Source organism: Pseudomonas sp. QTF5, from assembly GCF_000512695.2.
Taxonomy (GTDB): domain Bacteria; phylum Pseudomonadota; class Gammaproteobacteria; order Pseudomonadales; family Pseudomonadaceae; genus Aquipseudomonas.
The window spans coordinates 21,567-46,959 of sequence record NZ_AZRW02000028.1; the positions used below are offsets into that span (position 1 = coordinate 21,567).

Sequence of the window (25,393 nt, forward strand, 5' to 3'; positions counted from 1 at the left end):
NTCAATCCACTGAGCGACAGCACCGGCACGGGCAGCGGTTCGCTGGGTTGGAACTTCGCGGTGAACAACACCGCGTTGCAGTTCCTCGGCGAAGGCCAGAGCGTCACCCAAACCTATAACGTGGCGATCGGCGACGGCGCGGTGCAGACCGTGACCATTACAATTACCGGCGACAACGACCAAGTACAGATCACCAGCGGCGTGCAGGCCGGCGATGCAGGGGAAGACAGCGGCGACTACGCAGCCAGCGGCAACATCACCTTCACCGACGTCGACCTGATCGATACCCACAGTGTCACTGTCACGCCGGGCGCTTCCGGCTATCTGGGCAACTTCACCACCGATCCACTGAGCGACAGCGCCGGTACGGGCAGCGGTTCTCTGGCGTGGAACTTTGCGGTGAACAACTCCGCGTTGCAGTTCCTCGGCGAAGGCCAGATCGTCACGCAAACCTATAACGTGGCGATCGGCGACGGCGCGGTGCAGACCGTGACCATCACGATCACCGGCATCAACGATCAGGTGCAGATCACCAGCGGCGTACAGGCCGGCGATGCCAAGGAAGACAGTGGCGACTACTCGGCCAGCGGCAGCATCACCTTCACCGACGTCGACCTGATCGACACCCACAGCGTCACTGTCACGCCGGGTGCTTCCAGCTATCTGGGCAATTTCACCACCAATCCACTGAGCGACAGCACCGGTACGGGCAACGGTTCGCTGGGCTGGAACTTTGCGGTGAACAACTCCGCGTTGCAGTTCCTCGGCGAAGGCCAGAGCGTCACCCAAACCTATAGCGTGGCGATCGGCGACGGCGCGGTGCAGACCGTGACCATTACTATCACTGGCACCAACGACCAGCCGACGCTGACGATTACCGACGCCACCGGCGCGATGAACGAAGGCAACGGCACGGCCACCCTGAGCGACAGCGGCGCACTGAGCTTTGCCGATCTGGACAGTACCGACACGGTGACCGTATCGCAGACCGCCAACGGCGACATCGCCTGGAGCGGCGGCGTGCTCAATGCGACCGTGGCCTCGGCACTGGTGGCTGGTTTCTCGGTCGACCAGAACAGCTGGGACTACAGCAGCAATCAGAACCTCGACTTCCTCGGAGCGGGTGAAACCATCACCTTCTCGTACGCGGTGGTCGCCACCGACGACAGCAGCGCGGCTAACGCTGCCTCGGCGACGCAGACGGTGACCATCACTATCACCGGCACTAACGATGCGCCCGTACTCAGCTTCGTGACGGGCAGTGATGCTGGCGCGGTGAAGGAAGACACCACGCTCAGCGTCAGCGGCCAGTTCAGCTCGGCCGACATCGATCATGCTGCTACGGCCACTTGGAGCATCGCGGGCACGAATACCGGCACCTATGGTTCGATCGCGGTGGACAACACTGGCAAATGGACTTACACCCTGGCCAATGGCACCGACGGAATCGCCAGCGCGGTGCAGTCGCTGAAGGCGGGAGAAAGTCACGATGAAGTGTTCAGCGTGCAGGTCAGCGATGGCCTCGGCGGCGTGGACACCCAACTGGTGACCGTCACCGTCAGCGGCACTAACGATGCGCCCGTACTCAGCTTCGTGACGGGCAGTGATGCTGGCGCGGTGCAGGAAGACACCACGCTCAGCGTGAGCGGCCAGTTCAGCTCCGCCGACATCGATCATGCTGCTACGGCTAGCTGGACAATCAATGGCTCGGCTTCGGGCACCTACGGCTCGATCGCAGTCGACAGCACCGGAAAATGGACTTACACCCTGGCCAATGGCTCCGACGGAATCGCCAGCGCGGTGCAGTCGCTGAAGGCGGGAGAAAGTCACGATGAAGTGTTCAGCGTGCAGGTCAGCGATGGCCTCGGCGGCGTGGACACTCAGCTGGTGACTGTCACCGTCAGCGGCACTAACGATGCGGCCGTGTTGTCCTTGGCGAACGTCACGCTGACCGAAACTAATGCCCCACTGACCACCAACGGCACGCTGACCATCAGCGACATCGACAGCGCCGCGGCCTTCGTCGCGCAGTCCAACATCGACGGCAGTTACGGCCAATTCTCCATCGGCACTAATGGTGCCTGGACCTATGTCGCCGACTCCGCCCACAACGAGTTCGCTGCCGGTATCACCTACACCGACAGCTTCGCCGTGAGCAGCGCCGATGGCACCGTCACCTCAGTCACCGTGCATATCCTCGGCACCAACGACGCCGCGCTGTTGTCCGCCGACATCGCCAACCTGACCGAAACCAATGCTCCGCTGAGCACCTCCGGCACCCTCACCATCAGTGACGTCGACAGCCCGGAAACCTTCCAGGCCCAATCCGGTACCGCCGGCGCCAACGGTACCTTCGCCATCAATACCGTGGGTAACTGGAGCTATACCGCCAACTCGGCCTTCGACTCACTCAATGTCGGCGACAGCCTGACCGACACCTTCACGGTACTGAGTGCCGACGGCACCGCAACCGCGGTAACCGTCACCATCAAAGGCAGCAACGACGCCGCCGTGCTGTCCTCAGCCAGCGTCACGCTGACCGAAACCAATGCCCCGCTGACCACGGCTGGCACCCTCACCATCAGCGACGTCGACAGCCCGGAAACCTTCCAGGCCCAATCCGGTACCGCTGGCGCCAACGGAACCTTCACCATCAATACCGCGGGTAACTGGAGCTATACCGCCAACTCGGCCTTCGACTCACTTAATGTCGGCGACAGCCTGACCGACACCTTCACGGTACTCAGTGCCGACGGCACCGCGACTGCGGTGACGGTGACCATCAACGGCAGCAACGACTCGCCGACGATCACCTCCAACGGCGGTGGTGCGACGGCCTCGGTCAGCGTGGCGGAGAACAGCGCGGTGGTCACGACAGTGGCGGCGACCGATGCTGATCTGCCAGCGCAAACCCTGAGCTACAGCATCGTCGGCGGAGCGGATGCCGCGAAGTTCTCGATCGTTTCAGGCACAGGCGCGCTGAGCTTTGTCTCTGCACCTAACTTTGAGTCCCCAACTGATTCGGGAACGAACAACGTCTATGACGTCATCGTGCGGGCATCGGACGGCACGCTGTTTGATGACCAGACGATCGCGGTGAGCGTGACAGGCGTCAATGACAACACCCCGACGATCACCTCCAACGGCGGTGGTGCGACGGCCTCGGTCAGCGTGGCGGAGAACAGCACGGTGGTCACGACAGTGGCGGCGACCGATGCTGATCTGCCAGCGCAAACCCTGAGCTACAGCATCGTCGGCGGAGTGGATGCCGCGAAGTTCTCGATCGTTTCAGGTACGGGTGCGCTGAGCTTTGTCTCTGCACCTAACTTTGAGTCCCCAACTGATTCGGGAACGAACAACGTCTAGGACGTCATCGTGCGGGCATCGGACGGCACGCTGTTTGATGACCAGACGATCGCGGTGAGCGTGACAGGCGTCAATGACAACACCCCGACGATCACCTCCAACGGGGGCGGTGCGACGGCCTCGGTCAGCGTGGCGGAGAACACCACGGCGGTCACGACAGTGGCGGCGACCGATGCTGATCTGCCAGCGCAAACGCTGAGCTACAGCATCGTCGGCGGAGTGGATGCCGCGAAGTTCTCCATTGTTTCAGGTACGGGCGCGCTGAGCTTTGTCTCTGCACCTAACTTTGAGTCCCCAACTGATTCGGGAACGAACAACGTCTATGACGTCATCGTGCGGGCATCGGACGGCACGCTGTTTGATGACCAGACGATCGCGGTGAGCGTGACAGGCGTCAATGACAACACCCCGACGATCACCTCCAACGGGGGCGGTGCGACCGCTTCGGTCAGCGTGGCGGAGAACAACACTGCAGTCACGACAGTGACGGCGACCGATGCTGATCTTCCGGCGCAAACCCTGAGCTACTCGATCCTGAATACGGCCGGGACGGACTTCGGCAAGTTTTCGATCAGTTCAAGCGGGGTGTTGACGTTCAATTCGGCGCCGGATTACGAGAATGCCCAGGATGTCGGTGGTGCCGACGCTGACAATGCCTATGTTGTGGACGTTCTGGTGGCCGACGGCAATGGCAGAACCGACACCCAAACGATTACGGTAAACGTGCAGAACGTAGTTGAGACTCCAGTTGATACGGTGGCGCCGACGGTGACAGTGACGGGGACGGCCTTAGGGAATGCGATCACCCCTATCCCTTCAACGTCGACAGTCACATTCCAGTTCAGTGAGGCAGTGAGCGGTTTCAACCTTTCGGACGTCACGGTGAGTGCATCAGGGGCAACGCCCCGCGGAACCTGGAGTAACTTCACGCAGGTAGACGGCGATACCTACACGGCGACGCTGACTAGAACACAATCCGGTGGCGTGAAAGTCGACGTTACCGCGAACAGCTACACCGACTTGGCGGGCAATGCTGGTGCTGCCGGGAGCAGTGCAAACCTTCCGGCAGGCGTTGCCGGCGAACCCATCAATTTAGCCCTCACTACTCCGTCGGCCGATATTAGCGGCCCGATAACGGTGTCAATCAGCGGTGTTCCTTCGGGATGGATATTCAATGCGGGAACCGACAACGGCGACGGCACTTGGACCGTGCAGACCAGCGATCCTGGCGCATTGACGGTGACAGCCCCAAGCGACTTCGCGGGTGCGTTGGTGCTTGATGTCAACATGAACTGGAGCAACAGCGACGGCAGCGACGGTAGCGCCTATGTGTACAACAACGTCGAAGTCTATGCCCCCGGCGCGCCGATCTTCGCCTTGTCCGCAGACGACAACCTGACTGGCTCTTCCGGTGCTGACACTTTCGTCTTCGCCCAGCCGATCGGCAACAACCAGATCTACAGTTTCGACGTCACGGCGGACAAAATCGACTTGATCGGCTTCACGGGCGTCACCGGCTTTGCTGATCTGAGTATCACTAACGACGCAAACGGCAATGCGCTGGTCAGCATCAGCTCCGGCCAGTCGGTCACCCTGAAAGGTGTCGATGCGGCGGACTTGAGCGAAGCGAACTTCCAGTTCGATGTGGATCCGGTCATGACCAATACCGGTACCCTCACCATTGCCGACGGCGCGATCATGCCGTTCGGTGGCAGCATTCATAACAGCGGCACCATCGAACTCGGCTCCACCGGCAGCGAAACCGAGCTGGAAATTCTTTTCCGCGGCGCAACCTTGACCGGTGGCGGTCAGGTGCAGCTATCCGACAGCGCACAAAACGTGATTTTCGGCGGCAGCGCCGACACCGTGCTGACCAATGCCGACAACCGTATTTCCGGTGCCGGGCAATTGGGCGCCGGGCAGATGGTGCTGGTCAATGCGGGGCTGATCCTGGCCAGCGGGCTGAACAGCCTGGTGCTCGACACCGGCAGCCACACCATCACCAACAGCGGGGTGCTGGAGTCCACGGGTGAAGGCGGCATGACGGTGGCCAGTGCGGTCGACAACTCCGGCCACTTGTGGGCCAACGGTGGCGACATGCGCCTGCTGGCCGACGTGATGGGCAACGGCAGCGCCACTATCGACGGCGACGCGACCTTGAGCTTCGATGGCGCAGTACATGGGTCTGTTGCCTTCCACGGCGAAGGTGCGGGGACGCTGGTGATCGCACAAGCCGAAGCGGCAGGCTCGCTGGTCGGCATCCTCGGTCTGGAAAGCGATGACATGCTGACCTTCGGCGATCTCGCCTTCGGCGCCAACACCCAGCTCAGCTATAGCGCCAACGCCTCTGGCGCCGGCGGCCTGCTGACGGTGGACGACGGCATGCATCGGGCCGAGGTGAACCTGCTGGGTCATTACACGGTGGAGGACTTCCAGGTCACCGACGGTGGCGAGGCCGGCACCCAGGTAAGTTACAACGGCGCATCCAGCGGCACACTAGTGGGCAGCATGGCGGCGGACGTACTCAGTGGCGGCGATGGCAATGACATCCTCGCAGGTCGTGGCGGGGAGGACACGCTCAGCGGTGGCACGGGAGCCGATGTGTTCGCCTACCTCAACGAGGCTGAAGGCGGGGACACCATCCTCGACTACAACTTCGCCGAAGGCGACTCACTCGACCTCTCTGCGCTACTTAGTGCCAACTTCGTTAGTGGTATCAGCCAGGCGTCTGACTTCGTCCAACTGGCGCAATCAGGCAGCGATATCACCGTGCAGGTGGATGCCGATGGCGCAGCCAATGGTACGAACTTCGCCGATGTGGCGGTCCTTGCCAACACGGGTACGAGCGGTACCGATCTGGTGCGCACCTGGTTTGGGGAGGCTGACCATACGTTGACGGCTTGATGTTGGGCTGGAGTTGAATCCACGCTGCAGACAGCCACAAAAAAGCCCCACCGGATCACTCTGCGTGGGGCTTTCAAATATATGGTGTCCCAGGGCAGGTTCGAACTGCCAACCTTCCCCTTAGGAGGGCTATATGACGCTCAGCAACCAATGGACTATCCCCGCCACCACTGGGCTTTTCAGTCCGGTTGTGTCCGACAAAACGGTTCCGTATAGTCATTCTTGCACCCATATTGCACCCATGAGGTTCAAGTGAAAGAAAAGCTGACCGCCAAACTGCTGGCATCCATGCAGGTAACAGGTCGTGAATACGAGATCCACGATACTACCGTCACGGGACTGTTTGTTCGCGTAACAGCCGCAGGCGCCAAGTCTTACGTGGTGACTTGGGCACGGGCACGTAAAAAGACCCTTGGGCGCGTGGGCATCCTGACGCTTGACCAGGCCCGGCAAGAGGCAACACAGTACCTTGCAGAGGCACGCAAGCTAGGAGAGCCCTTAGCCATAACTCAAAGTCGCAAGGGGGCCACCCTTCCCTCTTTGCGCGACTTTATCGACGACACTTACATGCCCTGGTTTAAGGCTCACCATAAGGGCCACGAAAAGACCCTGCACACCCTGGACAACAACTTTGACGCGATCATGCCTCAGCGCATCGACGCGATATCTGGCCGTGACCTGGAGCAAATCCGTACTGCTTGGATGCAGGCTGGCAATAAGCCGTCGACGGTTAACCGAAAAATGGGCTCAATCAGCGGCGTGTTCAGCCGTGCTGTTGAGTGGGAGTACCTCAGTACGCATCCACTGGCCAAGCTGAAACAGCTCAAGGTCGACTCATTGGGCCTAGTTCGCTACCTGGACACCGACGAGGCCAAACGCCTTCGCGACGCCATGGACACTCGTCAGGATGAAATGCGAGCTGAGCGTGAGAGTGCGAATCAGTGGCGTGCGGTTCGTGGCAGGCAACAGATGCAAAGTTTGCTGCAACTGCCTTTCACCGATCACCTGAAACCAATGGTGCTGGTATCACTGAACACTGGCATGAGGCGCGGGGAGCTATTCGATCTGAAATGGTCTGCCGTGAACTTCAACACAAACACAATCACTGCCGCTGGCGATACAACCAAAACGAGCGATACCCGGCACATCCCCATGAACAAGGAAACCGTGAGCGTTCTGGAGCAATGGAAAAAACAGGCTGGCAAATCTCGTTATGTATTCCCGAGCCAGGAAGGAGGCCGATTAGAGGACGTTAAAAGCGCCTGGCTCAGGCTGTTAGAACAGGCCAAAATCGAGGGGTTTCGCTGGCATGATATGCGCCATGACTTCGCATCACGCCTGGTGATGGCCGGCGTGCCGCTAAATACAGTGCGTGATCTGCTAGGTCATTCGGATATAAAAATGACACTGCGTTACGCGCATCTCGCTCCAGGCACAAAAGCAGCAGCAGTTGAGCTCATTTAACGCTTTCACTTTGCAGCATTTTTTTGAAAGACTCATACGATGGGGACAGATTCGTATTTTTATCAAGGAATGATAAATATTCGTCAATCAGCATCCATTCCTCCTTAATCAAATCCAGATTAATTAGATACCTTTCAGGAACACCACCCCATGTTTGGGTGTAGCCGTTCAAATCGCCGAAAAGATCAACGTCACCTTTAAAATAATCTGACTGAATTAGGCTCGTTATCCGGCGCCAAATTTTTACACTTGAAAACTCAGGCCCAGCTGCCCATGTCCTAAGCCTGAAAAGCACTTCATCCTCTGTCCAAATAGCATCAAACACAGTCATAAAATTGAGCTTACTGCCATCCAACTGCCCCCCCCTAAACGGGTTAGGTGCGTCAATTTCATTAAGCCCCTCTTCTAGCAAAGCTTCCAGCAGCTTCACTATCGGCTGCCCCTCCAAAATCGACGCAAGATCAAGAGCAGCCTTGAGTCGAGGGGGGATCCTTGCCGAAATCACGACCTTTTTTGAACGGTTTGCCATTCTCACTCCAATGTGTAAGTAACAAAATCTGCTTGCATCAAATGTTACTTACAAATAATATGCTTACGTCCGGTTCAGTATCGTACAGTCCACCGGGGTACTCAAGGAGAAAGGTATGAGCAACGCAGAAATCACCCCATCGCTGTCTGTAAGCGTCGAAGAAGCCGCACGTCTGACCGGCTACTCCCGATCAGGCATCTACGAAGTTATGGCTTCAGGTGACCTCAAAGCATTCAAGCTCGGGCGGCGACGCTTGATCCTGATGAAGGAACTCAAGGCTTGGATTGAGCGGACAGCTAAGGGTGGATCCCGTTGAGCGCGAAAGCCGCAATGGGAGTCAGTCAGGAAAGGATTCGAGTCACAAGGCCAGCAGAACAGAGGCCGAAAATAAAAAATGCCAGGTCAGTGTTACCAGCACCGACCCGACGTATCACACAGAACTCTTGGATGAAAACCATGCAATTGCCCAATGTTACTCTGCTACCAGCAAGCCATGCCAGCTCTGGCGTTAACTTGCTGTTATTTCCGCCACAGCCCGCGGCATTAGAACAGCCAGCCAGCATTCTAAAGTCATGCTTACTTCTCATGACGATCCTCATTCCGTCCGCAATTCGCCTGATGGCTCACCGCCGCATAGCCCTGAGGGCCCTCAGCGAAAATTCATCACTATCAGGTCGCCTCAAACGCTACAACGCGCACATGGACATTGTTCGCACCCTGGAAACTCAAGGTGGTGTCCAATGAACAAGTCAACAATCATCACCGCTATCGCCGTCGAAGCCATTGATGAGCTGGAAACCGCTTCCACTTACATGGACTGGTTCGATACGTTGGCCTGGGCAACCCGAAAGGCGACTGTCGAAGGTCACGACCATCACGGCGAACGTCTGGCAGAACTCACTCAGTATCTGGCCTATGGATACCGTTCAACGATCAATGAGAAAACCGAAGGCCTGAATCAGCGCTTCGCTGCGCACCAGAACAACGTGCGCGCCCCGAACGCCGGGGGTACGCAATGAACCGTCCCTACAGCATGACCGAAGACGAGTTTTACAATCTGCGCCGCGCCCAAGAATCCATCAACCTGCTGAGCATTTTGTTCGGTGAGGTGCGGGGTTCATCCACCTACACCCCTGAAATGATCGCCTCGTTCCTGGAGCGAGTAGGTGAGGATATTTGGCAGGTGATCAAGTCCGCCGCTGAAGCGCTGCCGCCGCCGCGATTGAAGCAGGCTGACTGATGACCGGAGACGCCGACCATCGCTGATGTGAGCTGTAGCGAAGGGGTAACAGGCGTATCAGCCCTGTGACCTTCCTCCCATTTTTAAGGGACGACTGAGATGAATATTTTTCTAAAGCGCAGTGATGCGCTGACGGGATCGGCCTGCCTGAAAAAAGCCGTTGTAGCCCCGCACCAGGACGAACAAAGCACTCAGGACGGGTATGTAAAACCTGTTCGCTCATACTGCCTAGGCGGTGACCTACAAAGCGTCCAGACAGGCGACTACGGCACTGCAATTGCCGGAGACAGCGGCAACGCCATGGCCGGGGAAAGTGGAACAGCCATAGTAGGGGACAGAGGCACCGCTTACGCTGGAATTTTCGGAACAGCCAGTGCTGGAGATTGGGGCCGGGCCGATGCTGGAGATTGTGGCGTGGCCTACGTATTGAGCTGTGGCAGGGCATCCGCAGGAGTTCTGGGAACAGCTACTGCCGGAGACTATGGCACAGCCGTTGTCGGGGATAGCGGCACGGCCAGCGCCGGAGTCGGGGGCACTGTTTGCGCCGGTGAACAAGGAGAAATCCGTCTCAAGTACAGGCATAACCGGTCGAGGCGCTCTCGCACTGTGACCGGCTACATCGGTGAAAACGGCCTCGAGCCGAACACCCCTTACACGCTCAACGACAAGCACGTATTTGTGCGCGTTGACCTGGCGCAAGGGGATTCGTTATGACCACCAAAAGACCCGCCAGGCGCCGCTCCCCTCCTGAGCCTGCGCGGGCGACGGCCAAGCGGCTGGGGGCTCGACATCAAATCAGCCTCGCCACCTGGTGGCTCTGGCCAAAAGCACCAACGCTCCCCGCCTCTGTTCGTCATGGGCATACGGTACGCGGGGATGCTCACGCCGCAGATCTCTATTTGATCCGCCATGAAGCCAGGCGGGTAGGAAGGAAATCATGATGAAGCCAAGCCCCGTTGATCTGATTCGTCACACAGCTCAGCAAGCCCTGAGCGCAGCGGAAACTCTGCTGCCTGAATGGTTTCCGAATGGATCGCGCAAAGGCCGCGAGTGGGTGGCTGCAAACATTGCCCGTGGGGATCGGCAGGCCGGTTCCTTCGGCGTTTCGCTCGACTCTGGCCGGTGGAATGATTTTGCCGACGACAGCGTGCACGGTGGTGACCTGGTGTCGCTACTGGCATATCTGCGCGGATGTGGGCAGATGGACGCAGCAAAGGAAATTGATGAGCGCCTGCGCCTGGGCCTGTTCAATCTCACGACTGCCGATGCTCAGCTGTTCCATGAACGCCGCCGACAGGTCGACCAGGAGCGCGAATCTTGGCGTCTGCGTGAGCAGCAGCGCCAGGAGGATAAAAAACGTGATGCTGCCCGTCATGCTTCGCAGCTCTGGAAAATGGCGAAGCCTGCCTATCCGCTGCACACCTACCTGCTGGCGAAACGCGTACATCCGTACCTGTTGCGCCAGTCGGGCCAGGGCCGTCTATTGGTTCCGCTCTGCGATGAAGGGCGCTTGGTCAATCTGCAAATAATCACCCCGGACGGCGGCAAACGCTTTTTGAAGGATGGCCGTGTCCAGGGCTGCTATTCGCCCCTGGGCAAGCTATCAGAAGGCTGCCGCCTGTATGTGTGCGAAGGCTGGGCGACTGGCGCAACTCTGCACCAAAACACCGGGAGTCCGGTGGTCTGCGCAATGAACGCGGGCAACCTCAAACCGGTGGCCCTGGCAATGCGCGAGCGCTACGGCGCAACGCTGGATCTGGTGATTGCCGGTGATGACGACCGAGACACGGGAGGCAACCCGGGAAAGCGTGCTGCCAATCAGGCAGCCCGCGCAGCCGATGCTCGTGTGGTTTTCCCCGAGTGGCCCGATGACGCCCCGGCCCACCTATCCGATTTCAACGACCTGCACCTCTGGCTTGCAGGTCAATCCAAAGAGAGCCGCAAGGTATGAGCACTTACGAACAGCCCCCGGCCTTGAGCCTGGTGGGCGAGCCCAAAGCGCCTACAAACGAAAAGCTGGAACGACCACGTTATGCCGTCTACGAGAACGCTCGCACAATCGAGGGCAGGACATACAAGCCTGGCACCTGGTACCACGGCTTGAAGCAAAGCGGCCCGGATGAAAAGGCTATCCCCGTAGATAACTGGATCTGCGCACCGTTAATCGTCGAAGCTGAAACGGTTAACTCGGAAGACGGCACCATTGGGCGGCTGCTGTCATTCAGCCACCGGGGAAAGCGGATCGAGTGGGTCATGCCCATGGAGTCGCTGGCCGGTAAGGGTGATGAAGTCATGAAGGTTTTGCTGGGCCGAGGCCTAGTCATCGAGCACCACCAGCGCCGCCAGATCGTGCCCTACTTGGCGAGCCATCAATCGCCCGAATTGGTGATCGCGACCACCACCAAACCAGGCTGGCATGAGTCAGGTGCATTCGTTCTGCCGTCTCGCGTCATTGGCGGAGATAACGTGCGTTTCCAGGACTCTGGCAGGGCCGCCAATATCTTCACCAGCAAGGGGTCTATCACTGGCTGGCAAACCGAGATTGCTACCCGCTGCCTGGGCAACCCCGTGTTGATCCTGTCGGTCTGTTGCGCCTTGGCAGGGCCTCTGCTCGCCAAGGTGGGGGTGAATGGGGGCGGCGTTCACCTGGTAGGTGATTCGTCGAGTGGCAAATCGCTAGCTCAGCTCTTGGCCGCGTCAGCGTGGGGTAATCCAGGGAGCTTCGCGGCGTCATGGGACGTATCGAAAGGCGGTGTCGAGATTGAGGCTGCCTCGCGCAACGACACCGTATTGATCCTGGACGAAATTAAACGGGCCGACCCCAAGCGAGTTCAGGAAATGGCGTATGCCATCGCCAACGGGATGGGCAAGGGCACCATGACCAGGGAGCGAGAGGGCCGCGCCAAGTTGACCTGGCGTGTACTGGCGCTTTCCAGCGGCGAGCGCTCATTGTCAGACCATGCAGCCATCGGTGGTAGTGGCGCCCACGCCGGGGCCGAACTGCGCATGGTGGACGTCAATGCCGGTACTCGTACACACCGCGCCTTCGATGATGTGCACGGAATGAGTGGGCAAGAGTTTCACCGAACGCTTAACGATGCTGTTTCTCAGAATTACGGCCATTTAGGCCCAGCATTTGTGGAGTCTCTGATTCAACAACCCGAGGATCTGCATAGCGCGTTCCGACAGATTCGGGAGGCCTTTGCCACCGAAGGTTCACAGGCTGGCCGTGTAGCTGATCGTTTCGCGATTATGGCTCTGGCCGGTGAGTCGGCTATCCGCCGTAATCTGCTGAACTGGCCCAAAGGTACCGCCGTCAATGCTTGCCGACTCCTGTTTAACGAATGGCTTTCAACAATGGGAGACGGTAGCGCCGAGGATCGGCAGATACTGCGTGGCGTCGCTAACTTTATTGACTTGCACGGCGACAGTCGTTTTTCCGAGTTCCGTCACTCTGGCACCACCACTGTGCATAACCGAGCCGGTTATTACGAAGTCGATGACGGTATGCGCCTGTACTTGTTCAATAAGCCAGGTCTGGCAGAGGCCGCTATCGGTTTCAGTCTAGATAGGATTATTCGTGCGCTCCAGAACGTGGACGCGCTCGCCAAAGTGGACAATGAGAAAGGCCAGAAGCGCGCCAACAAAAGCTACTTCATGCCAGGAGGAGGAAAGTCGCGTTTTTATGTGATTGATCCCGCAAAACTCGACCAGGAAGGCGCAGGCCGATGAGGCAAGTTTGCACGCTAGGCGGACGCTCTCAATTGTCGTAGTGAACCTATTCCCTTTGTCGTAGTGACCCGCATCCCTTGAAATCACGGAGCGAAGGCGCGCGCAGTTGTCAGGCTGCTTAGGGGCTGGCAACTGTCGGCAGCAGTGTATTTTCAAGGGAATTAAGGGAATGAGGGAAAGAGCCAGTAAATACGAGGCCTACAGCATTCCCTTAATAGAATAGAGAAAAGGGATAAGGGAATACATCTCTGTTTAATAAGGGCATTCCCCTCACGGAAATTCCCTTGAAAAAAAGGCAGGGAATGAACAAGTTCTCTGTAAGCCACGGTTTATAAGGGCTTCCCCTTAATCCCGTGTACCCCTTCTGTTTTCGAAATCAGACGCGGTAACAGGGGGGGGGTGTGATTTTTATTGACAGCTCTAAATACATTTGATCTAGATCACTGATATTGGAAGCCATGACGAAGGACAATCAGGCACCCCACCGTCACTGCCTCCCCTCTTGGCGAGCAGCTTTTGCTCTGCCTGAGCTAGTCACAGGATGTCAGGTGCGTATTTGTCGTTCGCTGGCTGCATATCCAAACCGCCCGCTCGATTGATTAGATCAAGCGTTGTCCAGGGGCCGCAGCGACCACGGAATATGTGCACCCCCTGCTCGATCAATGAACGCTCAACATCCGAGCGCCTTTGGTATCCCGTAATGCGCTGAAGATCCTGAAAGGTCAAAACCCCTGATATGGATCCTGTCATGTCAACATGTCCAACTGTTCGAGTAGTTGTTTTTGCTGCTCGCCAGTAAGTTTTAGTATTCGATCAAGTATCTTTTCATCTGCTGGCAGAATCTTGGATGGTTTAAGTGTGTGCGAAAAGCGAAGCTCAGAAATGAACCCATGCCCGCAAGTAGGCTCAAGGCATATGCAATAAAGCTTTGCATACTGCGCTGTTTCCTCTTCGACTCTAGTGATGAGCGCTTTATTGCCACAATCTCTACAGTAAATTCGCATTGAACAAGACCCTAAACACATAAAAAGATACTGCACTATGTTAATATTAACACGTAGGCAAGGCACATTACATGCAACTTCGCCACCACACCCAACAAGTCAAATAACCGATCCGCACTTCAACCCTGCGAACAGGAAACCCCTATGAGCAACAATAACGGTAACGCAAAGTTCTCAATCTTAAAGCAGGCATACGCCAAGGTTTACAAAGCGCCCGAAGGGGCTCGTTCTTTTGCTGTCGAACCCAGTGCAGCCCAATCACTCAATGAAAAAATTACGGCAAAATCTGACTTTCTAGAACGCATCAACATTGTTCCAGTTAGTGAGATCAAAGGCGAAAAAGTCATGTTCGGGGTAACCGGCCCTGTAACCAGCCGAACTGACATCAAAACTAAAGACCGCGAAGTTAAAGACTTTTCCAACTTGGAAAACAATACTTACGAACTGTCGCCTACCGAATCGGATGTTAGTCTGCCATTCGCTAAACTTGATGCCTGGGCCAAGTTTCCGGACTTCCACAAGCGCTATTCCGACGCGGTGCAAAAGCAAATCGCCTTAGATCGCATGATGGTTGGGTTTCGTGGCACTCATGCCGCCGCACAGACCGACATTGAAGCCTTCCCCATGCTCGAAGATGTCAACAAAGGCTGGCTGCAACAGGCCCGTGAGAAGGTGCCAGGCCAGGTGCTCAGTCAGGGTCTGGAGGCTGGCAAGATTCGCCTGGGTGAAGGCGGCGACTATGCCAACCTGGACGCCCTCGTATATGACGTAACGCGAGCGATTGACGAAAACTTACGCGAAGCCGGCGACCTGATCGCGATCATCGGATCTGACCTGCTGGCTCACGCCAAGGCCGTGTTATATGCCAAGCAGGCGGGCACACCCACTGAGAAAGAGCGTATAGAAAGTGCGCAGGTTGTGAGCACCTATGGCGGCGTACCGAGTTTCAGCGTGCCGTACTTCCCGGTGAACGCCGTACTGGTCACCAGCTGGGACAATCTGTCGATCTACTTCCAAGAATCCAGCTGGCGCGTAATCATGCTGGAAAATTCGAAGCGTAACCGCGTCGAAGATTACAACAGCCGGAACGAAGGCTATGTAGTTGAGCAGTTTGGGAAACTCGCCATGGCTGAGAACGTAGAACTGGTGTGATAAGCCTCGCACCAGGGCGCAAACAACATAATCTAACTGAGTAAGGATTAACGTAATGCAACTCGCCACCATTGACCGAGAAAAATTGAGCCCCGAACTACAGCAGAGCCTGGCTAACTTCGAGGTCAACAGAGACGCTTACATCGCTCTGCAAAATCGATACACCGAGGTAATGCAAGAAAACCAACGACTCACGCAGAAAGCCGCCGAACTTGAAGGTCAGGCCAACCGCACGGACGCCTCTTGGAATGCCCAGGGCAAGTCAGGCAGCATCGAGCAGAGCAAAATCAATGACGAAATTGAACGCAGTGCTCAGCTCAGGAAGGACGCTCAGGAATTGCGCTTTACCGCCGAAGCGCGAGCCGGTATTCCAAACAGCTTAATTATTCAGGTAGCCGAGGCGCGCTTAAAGTTGGTGGGCGTTCCAGGTTCGATCAACAAACTATTTCAACAGGATCTGTTAGAGCAGGCGCTAAAGCAGGGTGGCACTCTCGAAATTCTGTTGGAGCTGTTCACATTATCCCACGCCGTAATGCTAAAAAGTCTTGCCGAGCATGATGTGGTGCTCTCTCGCTGTAACAGCCAGCACGCACGACAAATGAAAATTCAAGAACTCACCTGGATTGCTCTCGGGAAAAAACTTGAACAGTTATTTGATGGGGCCGAGAAAGAAACACAGGCTCCAACACTGGCTGCGATGCCGCCTGCTGTACCGAAAGAAGCAGCCGTAGATAACACTGCTGCCCTTCTGAAACTTAAGCGCACAATCGCCGCGTCCTGAGATTCAACGACCAGTCAGTTTAGGAGTCTCGCATAGGCTCAGATCGTAGGAGCCCAACGTGAGCAAGCTGGATCGTTTCATGCGGGAAAGGGACGTGCTCGATGTCACCTCCCTTTCTCGAACCACCCTCTGGCGAGTGATGAAAAGCGGACAGTTCCCCAGACCTGTCCGCATCTCACCAGGGCGTGTCGGATGGCGTGAGTCAGCAATCATTGCCTGGCAGGAAAATCCTGCTGAGTGGTGCCCAGTTAAGGCCGTGTAAACGGCCTAACTTCCCCTTCGCTTTGCCGCCTCACCCGTAAGGCCTGCCAGTTCCGGCGACTCTCAAAAAAGCTGTTTTCAGACCCTCCCTCAAATGGGCGAAAGCTGTGTTTTCGATTGCACCACCGCAGGCGCTCGCACGAAGAGACATGCAATCGACAAAACCCCGCAAACTGGGCTGAAAGCCTTGTTCCATATGGCCTGCACGCTTTCAATTCGCTCCCATCGCATCACGAATGCAACCAAAAAAAACAAGCCGTTCACTTTGAGAAAACTCCGCCGCACCCCTATTGCCATTGGGTTTGGTGACTTGAAACACCGTCAGGAATGGAGCATTGCCTGTGCAATGGTTTTGCATTTCTTTGCAAAACTTTGCACAAAATGAAAAGGGCGATTGCCTGGGAAGCCCCACGGCCCGCCTGGGCTGGAGGATGGTTTGCACTACATCTGTGTTTGCAAAAAAAACACACACGAAGCCCGTCGGCGGGAGGGGGATAAGTGCTTTTTCAGGAAGTTTTATTTTCGCTGCCGTTTTTTTCGCTATAGGCCTTATGTGACCAGATATACTCGCCTCACGCTGCCTGGCGTTGTTGAATTCTCTCGGGGCAACGTCAGCCAGCCTGCAAACGACCGACCCCGCCCAGTGCGGGGTTTGTCGTTTTCTGCGTTAGAGGTTAGGCAGTGCGCTCAGCCAAGCGTGAGTTCCTGATTGTGGCGAGCCTTTCGCGCCTGGGCTTTGTCATTGGCCTGACTCCCTTCAAGCATTTTTAGACGATGCTCCAGGGCGGACTTTTCAGCAGCGAGCACAACCGCTGCCAGCTCCGCCTCACTGACCTGGTTCACCAGGCCATCAATGGCCCTGGAGCGCCGATCCAGATCCACTTCTCTGTTGCGCAGCTGTTGCTCCCGCCGTTCTATTTCTTGCTGGCGATCTTCCACCTGGGCCGCTGCTTTTTTCACGGCCCTCGCACGCGACAGCACTGCCTGTTTTGAACGCGCGTGACGAGCTGCGCCCTGGGCATTGGCGCTGGCCACGGCTTCGGCTCGCTGCCAGGCTTCAGTCTTCACCCCGATAGCCGCCGCCGCATAGTCGCGAGGCCTCAGCACCGGCGCTTCGCCTGCTGCTGCCATGGTCGAGTAGAACGCCGACACCGCCTCATGTTTCGCCTTGGAACCCTCCACGCCGCGCTCCAGGCGACGCAGCGCCCCAACCTCGGCATGGAAACTGGTTTGCATCGCTCTGAGTTTCTCAGGCCCGCCGAGGAAGTCACGGCACGACAGCCGCATGTCTGCCGTCATCGGCACAACGTAAACGACCATATGCGGCGTTGATTCATCCAGGTGAACGGTCGCGCTGAGGACATTCTCTGCACCGTGGCGCGTCTTCAGCCACTTCAACGCATCGGCAAAATAACCGTCCCCCATATCATCCAAACGCCCGCCGTGACGCTTGAAAGCTTCAGGGGACGCGGTGACCAGGTACTCAATCACGAGCACCGCATCCTTGCGCCTTTTCGTCGGCAGAGTGCGCACCAGGGCAGCGAGTATCTGATCCGATCCTTTGGCCCCCACCGTTCGGTTTCGTCCGGTGAGTGCGGGATCTGCATTCGGGGTGGGCTGCATCCTGAACGTGTGCTGTGCCGACCTCGACACCGCCCCCATGCTCTTGAGTTTCTTCGCCCTGATAATTGCGTAAGCCATAGCGCTTCTCCGTCGCCTTTAACTGCCTTATCAGTCAGTTAAGCGCTTGGAGCATCACCCATTGCAACCCCCAGCTTGAACAAACTGAAGGCGGCAATGTGTAACCCACTACACATCGCTTCGCGATGGTGGGCCTGCTTCGCAGGGAGAAAAGCTACAACGGCGAATACCGGAGTCGTTCCGGTTTGAATGTAGGGAGAGAGAGCGCGTCACTACGTGAAATCTGAGCAATAGCCTCTACTCAGCCCCTGCATTTTTCACGACCAGGCGCCTCAGCATTAAGCAAAGCGACCCCGTAATTAGGACAGTCTTGGCTTCAAACTGAGCGACCTGGTGAGCATCTAGCAATCGACATAAAAAAAACCCCAACAGCTGATCCTGTGCGGGGCTTTTTACAACCTCGAATATTCCTTATGCACCCGCTCTGCACCCATGAGGTTAAAGCGAAAAAGCATGGAGTCGCTGGAGGCCTTGAATTATATGGTGTCCCAGGGCAGGTTCGAACTGCCAACCTTCCCCTTAGGAGGGGGATGCTCTATCCAATTGAGCTACTGAGACACAAGTCGCTGCGCAAGGATGCGCAGCGATGGACGGCGTGCATGTTAACGGGCAGGCCCGTTTTTGTCATGTCGTCCGTAGGGCTTTTTAAGTGTAGGCAGACGCCTCACGGTAGCGTCGCTTTGTTTACCGTGCAAATTGCATCACCGCAAAATGCCATCATTGCAAAATGCAATGCGCATATTTTTAAAATATATCTTAATTCGTTGTTTTTAAAGGATTTAATAGCCGTTAAACTTTTGGCATGCGGGCTGCTTCGACTGTTCTCCCAGAACACACAGGAGATCAGCTCCATGAACAGCGCGCTTTTAATCGCGAATGCGGTCGCTTTGGCGGTTCTCTTGGGTTTTCATTTCTTCCCCGAAAACGACGCTGCAACGATTGCTCAACGCATCCCTCATTACCTGCAGCTGCAAAAAACGCCTCAATTGGCAGTCGCGAACGATCAACGCAGTGTTGTCGGCCAAGAGGTGAGCCAAGAGACGATTCAGCAGCGCGCACAGTCTTTCGAACGCTTGGTATTTTGAATCCCCCCATCAGGAGCACAGCATGTCCAAATCAGCCGCAGGATGTTTCATCCTCGCCTTACTGAGTGGCATCTTTCATCTGTCATTGGTCCAGGACACGATCGTCACCCTCCCCCTGATTGCCTGCGGCGTGTTCGGTGCATTGTTCGTGCTTGCACTGATCGCCGGGCGCAAAATCAAGTTCGATCCGGTTTTGCGCTGAGACTCAGTAGCTTCAGAAGATTGGCGACGGTGCCAGCAAGGTCGCCGGAGTTATCGAGTCGGCGGATCTGCGTATCACCGATTGAATCGTCAGCCGTGAATAGCCCGTTACGGCGCAGTCTTACTTCAATTTCTGCCGGGCTCTCACGCCCCCGCCGTAGCAGACGCTCACGCAGGGCTTCATCCTTGACCGTCAACAACACCGGTAATAGCGCGGGATAGCGCTGTTGTGCTTCTGCCAGGTGTCCGCGCGAGCCGTTGATCAACACATCGCGACCGTCCGCGAGCCATTGGTCTATGCACACAGGAATACCGTAATCCAGCCCATTGGCTTGCCACGACAGCGCAAAATCCCCTTTGGCTCTGCGTCGCTCGAACTCCTCGCGGGACACCTCGATGGCGTCTTCACCCACGGACTCCGCTGAACGCGTGATAACGCGGCGCACAACTTCACAGTTGCCTGCGCGCAACGGCTCACGAGCGGCTTCGATGAGGCTGTCCTTGCCGGATCCCGAAGGCCCCATTAAATAAATCAGCCTGCCACCCATCCTGAAATCATCCCGCGCCACGCGTCCGCACTAGTAAATCGGCCATTTGCCACTATCCTGTATAAAGGTAAGGAACAAGGATCGAATCCGCATAGCATGCACCTTCAGGCGTCTTCGGGCATCACCTGTCGGGCAAGAGGACGCGGTTCAGCGATAGGGACTCATGGATTATTTTCAAACCAGTCCGCATTTCTGATAATAGGTGCTGGCATTAAGCCTTTACCCAGATCAATATTTGTCACAGAATTGACGCCAATGATCTGGCTAATTTGAGGCATGATGCGCGCCTCTCTCAATTCAGGTTGAACATTTGGCTGGAGTGCTTGTCCTATCTGACATCCTGCGGCCTATCCCGAGAACCGCTCCCCTGAACTAACCGGTTAAATATATGCGCCCATTGAAACAGGCAATTTATTCCAGCCGTACGGCTGACAAGTTCGTCGTACGTCTGCCAGACGGAATGCGTGAACGCATTGCCGAAGTGGCTCGCAATCATCATCGCAGCATGAACTCCGAAATCATCGCGCGCCTTGAGCAGAGCCTTATTCAGGAAGGCGCGCTGGGTGAAGAGTTGAGCATGCGCCTGGACAGCCCCGAGTTGTCTTTGCACGAACGCGAACTGCTGCAACGCTTCCGCCAACTCTCCCACCGTCAGCAAAACGCTCTGGTTTCGCTGATCGCCCATGATGCCGAAATGGCCGCAGACGCTTCCTGATTCATCCCGAAAGTTCAAGCCAGCAAAATTGCTGGCTTTTTTTTGCCTGAAATTTGGCTAAAAAAAAACCCGCCGATTGGGCTTCAATGCCAGTCAGTTAAGGTGTGAAACCTGTGGGAGCGGGCTTGCTCGCGAAGGCGATGTATCAGGCAACATCAATGTTGACTGTGCCGCCGTCTTCGCGAGCAAGCCCGCTCCCACATGGATTGCGCTTAACTGACTGGCGTTGGCCGATCAGGCGGGTTGTTTTGAAGCAGGATGTTAAAGCAGGAAAATCGTCGCCAGCCCGAGGAAGATGAAAAAGCCACCACTGTCGGTCATGGCAGTGATCATCACACTGGCACCCATCGCCGGGTCGCGCCCAAGCCGCGCCAGGGTCATTGGAATCAAAACCCCCATCAATGCCGCAAGCAACAGGTTAAGCGTCATGGCGGCGGTCATCACCACGCCCAGGGACCAACTGCCATAAAGCAGATAGGCCACCACACCAATCACGCCGCCCCAGACCAAACCATTGATCAAACCGACCGCCAACTCCTTGCGCATCAGTCGCGACGTATTGCCGGTACTGACCTGGTCCAGCGCCATGGCCCGAACGATCATGGTGATCGTCTGGTTACCCGAGTTGCCACCGATACCGGCGACGATCGGCATCAATGCCGCGAGCGCTACCAGTTTCTCGATGGAGCCTTCGAACAAACCGATCACCCGGGATGCAATGAACGCGGTGATCAGGTTCACCGCCAGCCAGGCCCAACGGTTGCGCAGGGATTTCCAGACTGACGCGAAAATATCTTCTTCTTCACGCAGACCCGCCATGTTGAGAACTTCGTTTTCGCTCTCTTCACGAATCAGGTCGACCATTTCATCGATGGTCAGGCGGCCGATCAGCTTGTCGTTCTTGTCGACTACCGGCGCCGAGATCAAGTCGTACCGTTCGAATGCTTGAGCAGCCTCGTAAGCATCTTCGTCCGGATGAAAACTCACCGGGTCGCTGGCCATGACTTCCGAGACTTGCTTTTCCGGGTCGTTGACCAGCAGACGCTTGATCGGCAACACGCCCTTGAGCACGCCGTCGTAATCGACCACGAACAGTTTGTCGGTGTGGCCCGGCAGCTCCTTGAGACGGCGCAGGTAACGCAAAACCACTTCGAGACTGACATCCTCACGGATGGTCACCATCTCGAAGTCCATCAGCGCACCGACCTGCTCCTCGTCATAGGACAACGCGGAGCGGACGCGCTCACGCTGTTGACCATCGAGGGTTTCCATCAGCTCGTGGACGACGTCTCGCGGCAGCTCGGAGGCCAGGTCAGCGAGTTCGTCGGCATCCATGTCCTTGGCCGCCGCCAGGAGCTCGTGATCGTCCATGTCGGCGATCAGGGTTTCACGAACCGAATCGGATACTTCGAGCAGAATGTCGCCGTCGCGATCGGCCTTGACCAATTGCCAGACCGTCAGACGCTCGTCCAGCGGCAAGGCTTCAAGGATGTAGGCAACGTCGGCGGAGTGCAGATCATCGAGCTTGCGCTGCAACTCGACGAGGTTTTGCCGGTGAACCAGGTTCTCGACCCGGTCGTGATGTGGACCTTCCTGGCGATGAGTCAGGTCTTCGACCACCCGCTGGCGCTGCAGCAGCTCAATGACTTGAGCGAGGCGGTCCTGCAGGCTTTCCTGCGTTTTTTTTACTTCAACTTCGGACATAGGCGAACTCCACTCCCAGCAGCGGGGCACGCCGGAAGGATCAATCAGTCAATTCATGATTGTAAAAACGGGATACTGAGTAACTACTGGGTAAGTCCATGGAGGTATTCCACAAGCCCCGGCGGGGCTGACGGGCGCAATGATAACACCGCCTGAGAGTTTTAAACGTTAAAAATCGCGGCTGAAACAAGCGCTTGCAAGACAAACTTGAGCACCATCCTGATCCATGAAACTGCGACGACTTATCCTGAAAAGAAAACACACTGCCGCCTGAAAATGTAATGACTACCCTTGATGGAGACCGTCATGGAGGACGTCGAATGCCATCGAATGCTCATTACTATTTGCTTGCCGCCCTGCTCTGCCTGCCATCCCAGGTTCTCGCCACGACCGTTCACCGGTGCGAAGCCGCCAATGGGCACATCACCTTCACAACCTTGAGCTGTACGGCAGGAGAAGGCCTCTCGGCACACGACGTACGCACGTTCCTGCCAGGCAGCGTGACGCCCCTGATGCCTGAAGCCGAGTTTCGCGAAACATCAGGTACGAAAATTCAAAGGAGAGAACCGACAATCGTTGGTCAGTCCGAGGACAAATGTGGAAATCTGCTCAGCGCAAAAGAACGCCGCATAGCGATCATCAATCAGCGGGTCGTTGCCGGCATGAGTCAGCAGGACGTCGAGAGCGCTCTCGGCAAACCCGACAAGATCAGCACCCGCAATTCAGCCACAAGCTACCGCTATGACAACAAGCGAGGGCGCAGTGCTCATATCGAATTCGACGAGAAAGGTTGTACCAAAGGAAAAGCCAAATCGCAGACGGCAAAAAGCCCGCGTTAAACGCGGGCTTTTTGTTGTTTGGTGCACTCGACAGGATTCGAACCTGTGACCGCTCGGTTCGTAGCCGAGTACTCTATCCAGCTGAGCTACGAGTGCATTTGTGTTTTTATACCAGATCACAACTGGTTGAAGCCAAGTTATTCACATTACTGCAAACAACTCTTAAATGGTGCACTCGACAGGATTCGAACCTGTGACCGCTCGGTTCGTAGCCGAGTACTCTATCCAGCTGAGCTACGAGTGCATTTGTTGCCGCGCATTATAGGCCGTTAAATCTTTTTGTAAAGCACTTTTTCTAGTAATTTCAACAACTTACCGAAGAAGCCAGATTACAACGTACTACGCAAATAATGGCGGAGAACGGGGGATTCGAACCCCCGACACCCTTTTGAGGTGTACTCCCTTAGCAGGGGAGCGCCTTCGGCCACTCGGCCAGCTCTCCGCAACACGGGGCGTATCTTAACCAACCTTTTCCCCGTTTGCAAACATAAAAAACGATAAAAATTAATGGCTTGGTTCTTCGTCCTTCTCTTTCTTTATACGCAGGTAAATTTCTTCACGGTGCACAGCAACCTCTTTCGGGGCGTTTACACCGATACGCACTTGATTTCCTTTAACGCCGAGCACGGTCACAGTGATTTCGCCATCACCAATAATCAGGCTTTCTGCGCACCGACGAGTCAGAATCAGCATACCTTTCTCCTCACGCATTTCATTTCAGGGACAACAGTCTGCAAAAAAAAGGCATTCGACCTACAACCAGAACGATCGCAGCCCTACATGCCTGAGTATTGACTAGCACGAGCAAAAGAACAGCTTTGGTACGCACCATTCAAAAAAACGAAAGGGCGCGGTCAGACCGCGCCCTTCGGGAAACGCATTACTCGCCCTGTCGGGCCGGCGCATCCAGTTCGAAAGCCGTGTGCAGAGCGCGCACAGCCAGTTCCAGGTACTTCTCTTCGATCACCACAGACACCTTGATTTCCGAAGTCGAGATCATCTGGATGTTAATGCTCTCTTTCGCCAGGGATTCGAACATACGGCTGGCCACACCTGCGTGGGAGCGCATGCCGACGCCGACGATCGAGACCTTGGCAATCTTGGTGTCGCCAACGACTTCACGGGCACCGATCTCGCGAGCGGTGTTTTCCAGCACGGTTTGCGCCGACTGGTAATCGTTGCGGTGCACGGTGAAGGTGAAGTCGGTAGTGTTATCGTGCGCAACGTTCTGCACGATCATGTCGACTTCGATGTTCGCGGCACTGATCGGGCCGAGAATCTTGAACGCCACGCCCGGGGTGTCTGGCACGCCACGGATGGTCAGCTTGGCTTCATCGCGGTTGAAAGCGATGCCGGAAATGATCGGCTGTTCCATGGTTTCCTCTTCATCAATAGTAATGAGGGTGCCCGGACCCTCCTTGAAGCTGTGCAGTACGCGCAGCGGAACGTTGTACTTGCCGGCGAATTCCACCGCACGGATCTGCAACACCTTGGAACCGAGGCTGGCCATTTCCAGCATCTCTTCAAAGGTGATCTTGTCCAGGCGCTGAGCCACGGACACCACACGCGGGTCGGTGGTGTAGACGCCGTCGACGTCGGTGTATATCTGGCATTCGTCAGCCTTCAGGGCTGCCGCCAGCGCCACACCGGTGGTGTCGGAACCGCCACGACCGAGCGTGGTGATATTGCCGTGCTCGTCGACGCCCTGGAAACCGGCGACAACCACCACACGACCGGCCTTCAGGTCGCCGCGAATCTTCTGGTCATCAATCTGCAAGATACGCGCTTTGTTGTGCGCGCTATCCGTCAGAATCCGTACCTGGTTGCCGGTGTACGACACCGCTGGCACGCCGCGCTTGATCAGCGCCATGGCCAACAGTGCAATCGTCACCTGCTCACCGGTGGACACGATCACATCCAGCTCACGAGGAACCGGCTGGCCGTCGCCACTGATTTGCTTGGCCAGATCGATCAGACGGTTGGTTTCGCCGCTCATTGCAGACAGCACAACCACCAGGTCATCGCCCGCATCGCGGAATTTCTTAACCTTGTCGGCGACCTGCTCGATTCTCTCGACAGTGCCGACTGAGGTGCCTCCAAATTTCTGTACGATCAAAGCCATTTCAAAGCCGCCTCTGCCCATGAAGGGCGCCCAATAATCACTCAA

At 56.4% G+C, this 25,393-nt stretch carries 24 protein-coding genes, 4 tRNA genes and 1 pseudogene; 17 read left to right on the forward strand and 12 right to left on the reverse strand.

The window, feature by feature from the left end:
- Position 1 precedes the first annotated feature (1 nt).
- A pseudogene (locus IC37_RS31000) lies at positions 2 to 6,267 on the forward strand (VCBS domain-containing protein); the annotation flags it as partial.
- 255 nt (positions 6,268 to 6,522) lie between these two features.
- Complete coding sequence (locus IC37_RS20165; RefSeq protein ID WP_030131799.1) at positions 6,523 to 7,734, forward strand: site-specific integrase; 1,212 nt, start codon at positions 6,523 to 6,525, stop codon at positions 7,732 to 7,734.
- Here IC37_RS20165 and IC37_RS20170 read toward each other — a convergent pair.
- Entirely contained in the window at positions 7,727 to 8,263 is a 537-nt protein-coding gene (locus IC37_RS20170) for a hypothetical protein (protein ID WP_030131798.1), read from the reverse strand. The genes IC37_RS20165 and IC37_RS20170 overlap by 8 nt on opposite strands.
- Before the next feature lie 115 nt (positions 8,264 to 8,378).
- On the opposite strand from IC37_RS20170, the gene IC37_RS20175 reads away from it, so the two are divergent.
- The 7 genes from IC37_RS20175 to IC37_RS20205 all read left to right on the forward strand — a co-directional run bounded on the left by IC37_RS20175 (position 8,379) and on the right by IC37_RS20205 (position 13,235).
- Positions 8,379 to 8,579 (forward strand): helix-turn-helix domain-containing protein, encoded by a 201-nt coding sequence (locus IC37_RS20175; protein WP_030131797.1) that lies wholly within the window; start codon positions 8,379 to 8,381, stop codon positions 8,577 to 8,579.
- A gap of 131 nt (positions 8,580 to 8,710) precedes the next feature.
- The gene (locus IC37_RS20180) at positions 8,711 to 9,007 is read left to right on the forward strand and encodes a hypothetical protein (protein ID WP_081729399.1); all 297 of its coding nucleotides are present in this window, start codon (positions 8,711 to 8,713) and stop codon (positions 9,005 to 9,007) included.
- Positions 9,004 to 9,282 (forward strand): hypothetical protein, encoded by a 279-nt coding sequence (locus tag IC37_RS20185; protein ID WP_030131796.1) that lies wholly within the window; start codon positions 9,004 to 9,006, stop codon positions 9,280 to 9,282. Before IC37_RS20180 ends, IC37_RS20185 begins: the two co-directional genes overlap by 4 nt.
- Entirely contained in the window at positions 9,279 to 9,503 is a 225-nt protein-coding gene (locus tag IC37_RS20190; protein ID WP_051414873.1) for a hypothetical protein, read from the forward strand. Before IC37_RS20185 ends, IC37_RS20190 begins: the two co-directional genes overlap by 4 nt.
- 99 nt (positions 9,504 to 9,602) lie before the next feature.
- Entirely contained in the window at positions 9,603 to 10,217 is a 615-nt protein-coding gene (locus IC37_RS20195; protein WP_030131794.1) for a hypothetical protein, read from the forward strand.
- A 223-nt stretch (positions 10,218 to 10,440) separates the two neighbouring features.
- Complete coding sequence (locus tag IC37_RS20200) at positions 10,441 to 11,454, forward strand: toprim domain-containing protein (RefSeq protein WP_030131793.1); 1,014 nt, start codon at positions 10,441 to 10,443, stop codon at positions 11,452 to 11,454.
- On the forward strand, positions 11,451 to 13,235 hold the full coding sequence (locus IC37_RS20205; RefSeq protein ID WP_030131792.1) for a DUF927 domain-containing protein: 1,785 nt from the start codon (positions 11,451 to 11,453) through the stop codon (positions 13,233 to 13,235). Before IC37_RS20200 ends, IC37_RS20205 begins: the two co-directional genes overlap by 4 nt.
- Before the next feature lie 534 nt (positions 13,236 to 13,769).
- On the opposite strand, the gene IC37_RS30615 is transcribed toward IC37_RS20205, so the two are convergent.
- Together IC37_RS30615 and IC37_RS20215 are read right to left on the reverse strand one after the other, a co-directional pair.
- Positions 13,770 to 13,985 carry a hypothetical protein gene (locus IC37_RS30615; RefSeq protein WP_081729398.1) on the reverse strand — a complete coding sequence of 72 codons (216 nt, stop codon included), beginning with the start codon at positions 13,983 to 13,985 and terminating at the stop codon, positions 13,770 to 13,772.
- Positions 13,982 to 14,260 (reverse strand): ogr/Delta-like zinc finger family protein, encoded by a 279-nt coding sequence (locus tag IC37_RS20215; protein ID WP_371916337.1) that lies wholly within the window; start codon positions 14,258 to 14,260, stop codon positions 13,982 to 13,984. Before IC37_RS20215 ends, IC37_RS30615 begins: the two co-directional genes overlap by 4 nt.
- 123 nt (positions 14,261 to 14,383) lie before the next feature.
- On the opposite strand from IC37_RS20215, the gene IC37_RS20220 reads away from it, so the two are divergent.
- The 4 genes from IC37_RS20220 (at position 14,384) to IC37_RS29565 (ending at position 16,818) form a co-directional block, all read left to right on the forward strand.
- Entirely contained in the window at positions 14,384 to 15,391 is a 1,008-nt protein-coding gene (locus IC37_RS20220; RefSeq protein WP_030131791.1) for a phage major capsid protein, P2 family, read from the forward strand.
- Between the two features lie 55 nt (positions 15,392 to 15,446).
- Positions 15,447 to 16,172 (forward strand): hypothetical protein, encoded by a 726-nt coding sequence (locus IC37_RS20225; RefSeq protein WP_030131790.1) that lies wholly within the window; start codon positions 15,447 to 15,449, stop codon positions 16,170 to 16,172.
- Positions 16,173 to 16,251: 79 nt separating this feature from the next.
- Positions 16,252 to 16,434, forward strand: a complete 183-nt coding sequence (locus tag IC37_RS20230) for an AlpA family transcriptional regulator (RefSeq protein WP_081729400.1) — start codon at positions 16,252 to 16,254, stop codon at positions 16,432 to 16,434.
- Between the two features lie 93 nt (positions 16,435 to 16,527).
- On the forward strand, positions 16,528 to 16,818 hold the full coding sequence (locus tag IC37_RS29565; RefSeq protein ID WP_143519226.1) for a hypothetical protein: 291 nt from the start codon (positions 16,528 to 16,530) through the stop codon (positions 16,816 to 16,818).
- A gap of 302 nt (positions 16,819 to 17,120) precedes the next feature.
- On the opposite strand, the gene mobV is transcribed toward IC37_RS29565, so the two are convergent.
- The gene (gene mobV, locus IC37_RS20235) at positions 17,121 to 18,134 is read right to left on the reverse strand and encodes a MobV family relaxase (RefSeq protein ID WP_030131789.1); all 1,014 of its coding nucleotides are present in this window, start codon (positions 18,132 to 18,134) and stop codon (positions 17,121 to 17,123) included.
- Between the two features lie 481 nt (positions 18,135 to 18,615).
- Positions 18,616 to 18,692: transfer RNA gene (locus IC37_RS20240), tRNA-Arg, on the reverse strand.
- Positions 18,693 to 18,985: 293 nt separating this feature from the next.
- On the opposite strand from IC37_RS20240, the gene IC37_RS20245 reads away from it, so the two are divergent.
- Together IC37_RS20245 and IC37_RS20250 are read left to right on the forward strand one after the other, a co-directional pair.
- A complete protein-coding gene (locus IC37_RS20245) occupies positions 18,986 to 19,219 on the forward strand; it encodes a hypothetical protein (RefSeq protein ID WP_030131788.1) in 234 nt (77 codons plus the stop codon).
- Positions 19,220 to 19,241: 22 nt separating this feature from the next.
- Positions 19,242 to 19,421 carry a PA3371 family protein gene (locus IC37_RS20250; RefSeq protein ID WP_030131787.1) on the forward strand — a complete coding sequence of 60 codons (180 nt, stop codon included), beginning with the start codon at positions 19,242 to 19,244 and terminating at the stop codon, positions 19,419 to 19,421.
- Here the strand turns inward: IC37_RS20250 and phnN are convergent.
- Positions 19,396 to 19,968, reverse strand: a complete 573-nt coding sequence (phnN, locus tag IC37_RS20255; protein WP_030131786.1) for a phosphonate metabolism protein/1,5-bisphosphokinase (PRPP-forming) PhnN — start codon at positions 19,966 to 19,968, stop codon at positions 19,396 to 19,398. The genes IC37_RS20250 and phnN overlap by 26 nt on opposite strands.
- Positions 19,969 to 20,356: 388 nt before the next feature.
- Here phnN and IC37_RS20260 point away from each other — a divergent pair, with 388 nt between their 5' ends.
- Positions 20,357 to 20,683, forward strand: coding sequence for an Arc family DNA-binding protein (locus IC37_RS20260; RefSeq protein ID WP_003178899.1), 327 nt, complete (start codon positions 20,357 to 20,359; stop codon positions 20,681 to 20,683).
- A 261-nt stretch (positions 20,684 to 20,944) separates the two neighbouring features.
- Here the strand turns inward: IC37_RS20260 and mgtE are convergent, their stop codons facing one another.
- Positions 20,945 to 22,387 (reverse strand): magnesium transporter, encoded by a 1,443-nt coding sequence (mgtE, locus tag IC37_RS20265; protein WP_030131785.1) that lies wholly within the window; start codon positions 22,385 to 22,387, stop codon positions 20,945 to 20,947.
- A 320-nt stretch (positions 22,388 to 22,707) separates the two neighbouring features.
- Here mgtE and IC37_RS20270 point away from each other — a divergent pair, with 320 nt between their 5' ends.
- Entirely contained in the window at positions 22,708 to 23,226 is a 519-nt protein-coding gene (locus tag IC37_RS20270) for a hypothetical protein (RefSeq protein ID WP_030131784.1), read from the forward strand.
- Between the two features lie 19 nt (positions 23,227 to 23,245).
- Here the strand turns inward: IC37_RS20270 and IC37_RS20275 are convergent.
- The 5 genes from IC37_RS20275 to IC37_RS20295 form a co-directional block, all read right to left on the reverse strand.
- Positions 23,246 to 23,322 (reverse strand) — tRNA-Arg (locus tag IC37_RS20275).
- 71 nt (positions 23,323 to 23,393) lie between these two features.
- Positions 23,394 to 23,470, reverse strand: a tRNA-Arg gene (locus tag IC37_RS20280).
- A gap of 107 nt (positions 23,471 to 23,577) precedes the next feature.
- A tRNA-Ser gene (locus IC37_RS20285) sits at positions 23,578 to 23,668 on the reverse strand.
- Positions 23,669 to 23,730: 62 nt separating this feature from the next.
- On the reverse strand, positions 23,731 to 23,919 hold the full coding sequence (gene csrA, locus IC37_RS20290; protein ID WP_002554426.1) for a carbon storage regulator CsrA: 189 nt from the start codon (positions 23,917 to 23,919) through the stop codon (positions 23,731 to 23,733).
- A gap of 187 nt (positions 23,920 to 24,106) precedes the next feature.
- The gene (locus tag IC37_RS20295; protein WP_030131783.1) at positions 24,107 to 25,348 is read right to left on the reverse strand and encodes an aspartate kinase; all 1,242 of its coding nucleotides are present in this window, start codon (positions 25,346 to 25,348) and stop codon (positions 24,107 to 24,109) included.
- Positions 25,349 to 25,393 lie beyond the last annotated feature (45 nt).